Source organism: Brevundimonas sp., assembly GCF_036659295.1.
Taxonomy (GTDB): domain Bacteria; phylum Pseudomonadota; class Alphaproteobacteria; order Caulobacterales; family Caulobacteraceae; genus Brevundimonas.
Map to the genome: position 1 here is coordinate 1 of NZ_JAVXCU010000112.1, position 6,146 is coordinate 6,146.

General features: G+C 62.1%; 6 protein-coding genes. 3 read left to right on the forward strand and 3 right to left on the reverse strand.

What is annotated here, in order from left to right; translation table 11 throughout:
• A partial coding sequence (locus tag RSB01_RS13090) for an NAD(P)/FAD-dependent oxidoreductase (RefSeq protein ID WP_332625626.1) occupies window positions 1-1,019 on the reverse strand: 1,019 nt, incomplete at its 3' end.
• Between the two features lie 191 nt (window positions 1,020-1,210).
• Here RSB01_RS13090 and RSB01_RS13095 point away from each other — a divergent pair.
• The gene (locus RSB01_RS13095) at window positions 1,211-1,999 is read left to right on the forward strand and encodes a uracil-DNA glycosylase (protein ID WP_332591369.1); all 789 of its coding nucleotides are present in this window, start codon (window positions 1,211-1,213) and stop codon (window positions 1,997-1,999) included.
• A gap of 121 nt (window positions 2,000-2,120) precedes the next feature.
• Complete coding sequence (locus RSB01_RS13100; RefSeq protein WP_332591368.1) at window positions 2,121-3,857, forward strand: lytic transglycosylase domain-containing protein; 1,737 nt, start codon at window positions 2,121-2,123, stop codon at window positions 3,855-3,857.
• Between the two features lie 211 nt (window positions 3,858-4,068).
• Here the strand turns inward: RSB01_RS13100 and RSB01_RS13105 are convergent, their stop codons facing one another.
• Complete coding sequence (locus RSB01_RS13105) at window positions 4,069-4,719, reverse strand: glutathione S-transferase (RefSeq protein ID WP_332591367.1); 651 nt, start codon at window positions 4,717-4,719, stop codon at window positions 4,069-4,071.
• A gap of 26 nt (window positions 4,720-4,745) precedes the next feature.
• Window positions 4,746-5,066, reverse strand: a complete 321-nt coding sequence (locus RSB01_RS13110; protein ID WP_332591366.1) for a multidrug efflux SMR transporter — start codon at window positions 5,064-5,066, stop codon at window positions 4,746-4,748.
• Between the two features lie 210 nt (window positions 5,067-5,276).
• Between RSB01_RS13110 and purB the strand changes: the two genes are divergently transcribed.
• Window positions 5,277-6,146, forward strand: an 870-nt coding sequence (purB, locus tag RSB01_RS13115; protein WP_332625625.1) for an adenylosuccinate lyase, incomplete at its 3' end; no start/stop codon positions are given.

Genomic DNA, 6,146 nt, shown 5'->3' on the forward strand with positions numbered 1-6,146 from the left:
GTCTTCATGGCATTGTGGCTACCCTTGATGCGCGGAACATTGACGAAGCCGGCCGAGCAACCGATCAGTGCGCCGCCCGGGAAGGCCAGTTTCGGAACCGACTGGAAACCGCCCTCGGTAATGGCACGCGCGCCATAGGATACGCGGGTGCCGCCTTCGAGGTGGTGCGCCACAGCGTCATGGTGCTTAAAGCGCTGGAACTCGTCGAACGGCGACAGGTACGGGTTCTTGTAGTTCAGGTGCGTCACAAAGCCGATCGACACATAGCGATCGCCGAAGTGGTACAGGAACGAACCGCCGCCCGTCTTGTCATCCAGCGGCCAGCCCGTCGTGTGCTGGACCAGACCCGGCTTGTGGTTTTCCGCAGGGACCTGCCACAGTTCCTTGATGCCGATACCGAACTTTTGCGGATCGGCAGCGTCGCACAGGTTGTGGCGGGCCATGATGGTCTTGGCCAGCGAGCCGCGAACGCCTTCAGCGATGAAGACGTATTTGCCGTGCAGTTCCAGACCCGGCTGGAAGTCGCCGGTCGGCTTACCTTCGCGGTCGATGCCGAACACACCGGCGACAACACCTTTGACGCGGCCGCTCTCGTCATCCCAGACGACGTGGCTGGCAGCCATGCCCGGATAGACTTCGACGCCCAGAGCTTCCGCCTGTTCGGCCAGCCAGCGCGAGACATTGCCCAGCGAGGCAATATAGCAGCCGTGGTTGTGCATGAACGGCGGCAGGGCGAACATCGGCAGCGAGATCTGGCCTGCCGGACCGAGGATCAGGAATTTGTCTTCCTTGACCGGCGTCTCCAGCGGCGCGCCCATCTCTTTCCAGTTGGGGAACAGCTCGTTCAGCGCCTTGGGATCAATCACCGCGCCCGACAGGATATGGCCACCGATCTCGGCAGACTTTTCCAGAACGGCGACACTGATTTCCTTGCCGTCTTTTTCTGCGCGCTGTTTCAGGCGGATCGCAGCCGAAAGACCAGCGGGGCCACCGCCAACGATGACGACGTCATATTCCATGACCTCGCGCTCGACACCGGCCAGCGCTTCCAGCGGCGGCAAGTTGTCGATGACGGCTTCTTGCCACGCATTCTTTGCGCCGCCTTCGGTGAGCTGTTCCGGCATGATCCCCTGAATCCTCAATCTTGTCGTGGTTATCGCCTTATCGGGAGGTGACGTGGCGGCGGTCAAGCCCTATTGCTTTATCTGTGATGAACACTCTTTCTCCGGATATGCTCGCCTATGAGTCCCTGCTCGCCTTCTGGAGCGATGCCGGGGTCGATGCCTGCTATCTGGATGCGCCGTTCGACCACACGATTATCCAGCCGATGCCGACGCCCGCAGCGGTGCAAAAACTGGCCGCTGTGCCGGTTTCGCGCGGTCCTCTGTCTAATACCGATGCCACCACCGGCACAGCCGAGGCGCGCCAACTGGCTGCCGCCGCACAGGATATGGACGCCCTGGTCGCCGCTGTGGCCGCCTTTGACGGCTGTGGCCTGAAACGCATGGGCGCACGCTCTGCCCTGTTCGGGCGCGGGGCCGCCAATGCCGATCTTCTGGTGATCGGCGATGCCCCCAATGATGTAGACGATGCACGCGGCGCGGCCTTTTCCAGCCCTGCGGGCCAGTTGATGGACCGTATTCTGGCCGCCGCCCAACTGACCGACCGCGCCTATCTGACGCAAACTGTATTCTGGCAACCGCCCGGCAACCGCCCCCCGACCCCCGAGGAGCAGGCCGTCTGCCTGCCTTTCATCGAGCGAGCCGTGCAACTGCTCCAGCCCAAGGCGGTTCTGCTGATCGGATCGGTCGCCGCACGCGGTATCCTGTCCAGCAATGAAAGCCTTTTGAAGCTACAGGGCCGCTGGCAGGAATGGGCACCCGAGGGCCACACCGCCCTGCCCGTCATGACCACATTCCACCCCGGTTTCCTGCTGCAACAACCGCAAGCCAAGGGCCTCGTCTGGCGCGACATGCTGGCGCTTGGCACGCGCCTTTAACCTTAAAAGTTGAGCGGTCGCCCAAAAACGGGCATGTTTTGCGGATCAGGTGACCAATCCACAGAGCTTTTGATCGGTCGTGTACGCCGTCAGAATGCCGACGAAGGGAGCCTCCGCGCTTATGAAATCTGTCGTTCGGGTGCGTTGCGCCTCGTCCTCGCGCCGCTCATTCTTCCGCTCTGCGCCGCTTCTGGCCGGTCTGGCCCTGCCGCTGGCCTTGGCCCTGCCCGCCGCCAGCCATGCCGAGGTGGCCTATGCCGCTGTTGTCGGCACCGCCGCCTATGACGAAAACTCCGACACCCCTTCGGCCCTCAGCCGTCAGGACCGCCTGACCTACACCACCGCCTTCGATGCCCTGCGTCGCGGCGATCTGGAAACCGCCCGTGCGACGGCCCAGCAGGTGCAGGACCGTATTCTTCTGGGCGAGCTGGAATTCGAACGCCTGTTCCACGCCAACCATGTCGCCACCTATGACGAGCTTGTGGGCTGGCTGACGACCTATTCCGATCTGCCCATGGCCGAGCGCGTCTATACGCTGGCCATGCGCCGCCTGCCGGACGGTGCTACACCACCGCCGCGCCCCGGCGGTTTCCTCGCCCGCACATGGGACAGCGTAACCCGCGCAGGGCAACCCAGCATCGACCCCAGCCGCGCCGCCCGCGTCATGCTGAACAGTGACGACCTGCAAGGGGCCTATGACAACGGCATCGAGCTGGGTGACTGGTGGACCTCGGGTCTGGCCGCATGGCGGATGCAGCGTTATCACGATGCCTATCAGGCCTTCCTGCACGTCGCCGATGACCCGACCGAAGACCCGTGGGTGCGCGCATCGGGTGCCTTCTGGGCTGCCCGCGCCGCTGGTTTCAGTGGCCGTCAGGACCGTATCCAGCCGCTGCTGCGCCAAGCCGCCCGCTGGCCCGCCACCTTCTATGGCCAGATCGCCCAGCGCCAGTTGGGCGAGGAGATGGTGATCCGCAATCAGGGCCCGCGCGCCTATTTCTCGAACGCCCAGAGCGCCCCTGCCGAGGAACTGGCTCCGGTCGATACCCGTGCCCTGAACGCCTTTGTCCATCAGGATGAAACGGCACGTCGCGCACTGGCCCTGTTCGAGGTCGGTCGCCGCAATGACGCGGCCCAGTCGGCCCGCGACGGCCTGCGCCGCTCGCGCGACTCCCAAGCCCGCCAGATGTGGGCCGACCTTTACCGCATGGTCGCCCCCAGCCGTTCAGCCGAACGCGCGGCCTCCACAATTGATGCCAGTGACTATCCGATGCCAGAGCTAAGCCCCGAGGGCGGCTATACGGTGGATCAGGCACTGGTCTATGCGCTGATCCGTCGCGAGTCTGCTTTTGACGCCGGTGCCCGTTCCGGTGCCGGTGCCTATGGCCTGATGCAGGTCATGCCTGCCACGGCTGCCTATATGAGCGGCGACCAGTCCTATGTGCGCCAGCCCCAGCGCCTGCTGAACGCTAACCATAATATGAAGGTCGGACAGGACTATATAAACCGTCTGCTGGCCATCGAGACATTCAAGGGCGACCTGCTGAAAACGGTCGCGTCCTACAATGCCGGACCCGGCCCTATGATCGCCGCCATGCGCAAGGTCGGTGTGGATGCCGATCCGCTATTGCTGATCGAGATTATCGACGTGCCGCAAGCGCGCGAATATGTCGAAAAGGTCGTGGCGGCCTACTGGATTTACCAGCGGATGATGGGCGGCAAGACCAATACGCTGGATGCTGTGGTTTCGGGGGCAGCCGGTGTGCCGCTGTCGCTGGACTATCGCCCGCCAGCCCCTGTCATTGCCGCACCTGTGATCCAGACAGCCCAGACGGAAACCCCGTCTGAAGCCCGCTAGATCATCGCGGCTTTCAGCCCAGACCGGACTGTAACAACAGCCAGCCTGCGCCCAGCATCAGCGAAACGATGCCATAGTTGCGCGCCTTGCGGTGCCAGTTCACGCCACGATCAATCGAACGCATCGGTCATGTTCTCCCAACCCAGAGCACGACCTTAGCTTTAAAAATGTAAAAACATCGTTCTTCCAACATGGTGAAACGATGACAGTTTCAGGACGCCAGTGCTTCGGCTTCCCATTGCAAAAAGTCAGGCTGGTTCAAAAGCGTCTGCATATAGGCCGCCGCTATACCGTCCGTATCACCGTGCAAGGACAGGTCGATCCGGTAATGACGCACCCGCGCCGCAACCGGCGTGAAAAACGCATCGGCAATCGACCAAGCGCCAAACAGCCACGGACCACCCGTACTGTAACGCTGTCGCATCTGGCACCACAATGACACCAGTCGTGACAGGTCCCTATCCAGTGCCGGATCGGATGGAGGGTCACATCGGGCATCGCCTGCAATCGGATGGTCCGGTCCCATGCCGCACAGGTCGCGCAAGGCGGAAAACCCCGCGTGCATTTCCGCTGTTACCGAACGCGCATAGGCCCGCGCGACAGGGTCGGCGGGCCAGAGTTGCGCTTGCGGATAGGTTTCGTGGGCCCACTCGGCAATGGCCAGAGTGTCCCAGATAGTGTCGTCAACCACATGCAAGACAGGCACCAGCCCCGTCGGCGAATGATCGCGCAGGGCTGCCTTTTGTTCAGCAGAGGCATATTCGACGCTGCGAACCGTAAAATCGGCCCTTGTCCGCTTCATCACCAGCCATCCCCGCAGGGACCAGGTTGAATACAAACGCGGGCCGATAGTCAGTTGCATCGCCTAATCCCTCTGCTCGGAGGGTATTAATGGCTGGACGACAGCTTCAGCACAACAATGCCCGAGACGATCAGCAAGGCACCGGCCACGCGCATCGGCGTTACCGCCTCGCCCATGATGGCAATACCGACGACAAAGGCACCCACAGCGCCGATACCGGTCCAGATGGCATAGGCCGTGCCCAGAGGCAGGGTCTTCATGGCCATGGCCAGCAAACCAAAGGACAACACCATGAAACCGATGGTCCCGATGGACGGCCACAGCTTGGTAAAACCGTCAGACGCCTTCATCAGGGTCGCCCACACGATTTCAAGCAAACCGGCAATAAGAAGGAAAATCCAGGCCACGACAAACTCCCTGCATGGCATATCGGGTCGTCCCGATGTGAAGCCCGATGCGGGGGAGGTCGTCCTCCTGATGGCGGGTCACATAGGACAAGTGATCACTCGAGAAAACCCTTTTTCTATGTGAAAATTTTATGACCACACCGTCACACATGCATAACAAGGCTCTGTTCGGCTTGACTCCACCCCCTAGTAGCAGGACAGAGCGGGTCCATGATCACGCGCTACACCCGCCCCGAAGCCGTCGCCATCTGGTCCCAGGATACCAAGTATAAAATCTGGTTCGAGATCGAAGCCCACGCCGCCACCAAGATGGCCGAGCTGGGTGTCATCCCTACCGAGGCTGCCGAAGCCATCTGGGCCAAAGGCAAGGATGTCACGTTCGATGCCGACCGCATCGACGAGATCGAACGCACCACCAAGCACGACGTCATCGCCTTCCTGACCCATGTTGCGGAAATCGTCGGTGACGAAGCCCGCTTCCTGCACCAGGGCATGACCTCGTCGGACGTGCTGGACACCTGCTTTGCCGTGCAACTGGCGCGTTCTTCGGATCTGCTGCTGGAAGGTGTTGACCGCGTGCTGGCCGCGCTGGAAACCCGCGCCAAGGAACACAAATACACCGTCTGTGTCGGCCGTTCGCACGGCATCCATGCCGAGCCGGTAACCTTTGGCCTGAAACTGGCCGGTTATCACGCCGAATGGCAGCGCGCCCGTCGTCGTCTGGTGACCGCCCGTGAAGAGATTGCCACCTGCGCCATCTCGGGCGCGGTTGGCACCTTCGCCAACGTCTCGCCGGAAGTTGAACAATACGTCGCCGACCAGATGGGTCTGGCCGTAGAGCCGGTCTCGACGCAGGTCATCCCGCGCGACCGCCACGCTGCCTATTTCGCCGCTCTGGGCGTGATCGCCTCGTCGATCGAGCGTCTGGCCGTTGAAATCCGCCACCTGCAACGCACCGAAGTCCTCGAAGCCGAAGAGTTCTTCGACAAGGGTCAAAAGGGCTCGTCGGCCATGCCGCACAAGCGCAACCCGATCCTGACCGAAAACCTGACGGGTCTGGCGCGCCTCGTCCGCTCGTCG

Coding starts and splice junctions, on each gene's coding strand:
- RSB01_RS13105 (WP_332591367.1), bottom strand. CDS start 4,719: ATGCAACTGACTATCGGCCCGCGTTTGTATTCAACCTGGTCCCTGCGG.
- RSB01_RS13095 (WP_332591369.1), top strand. CDS start 1,211: ATGAACACTCTTTCTCCGGATATGCTCGCCTATGAGTCCCTGCTCGCC.
- RSB01_RS13100 (WP_332591368.1), top strand. CDS start 2,121: ATGAAATCTGTCGTTCGGGTGCGTTGCGCCTCGTCCTCGCGCCGCTCA.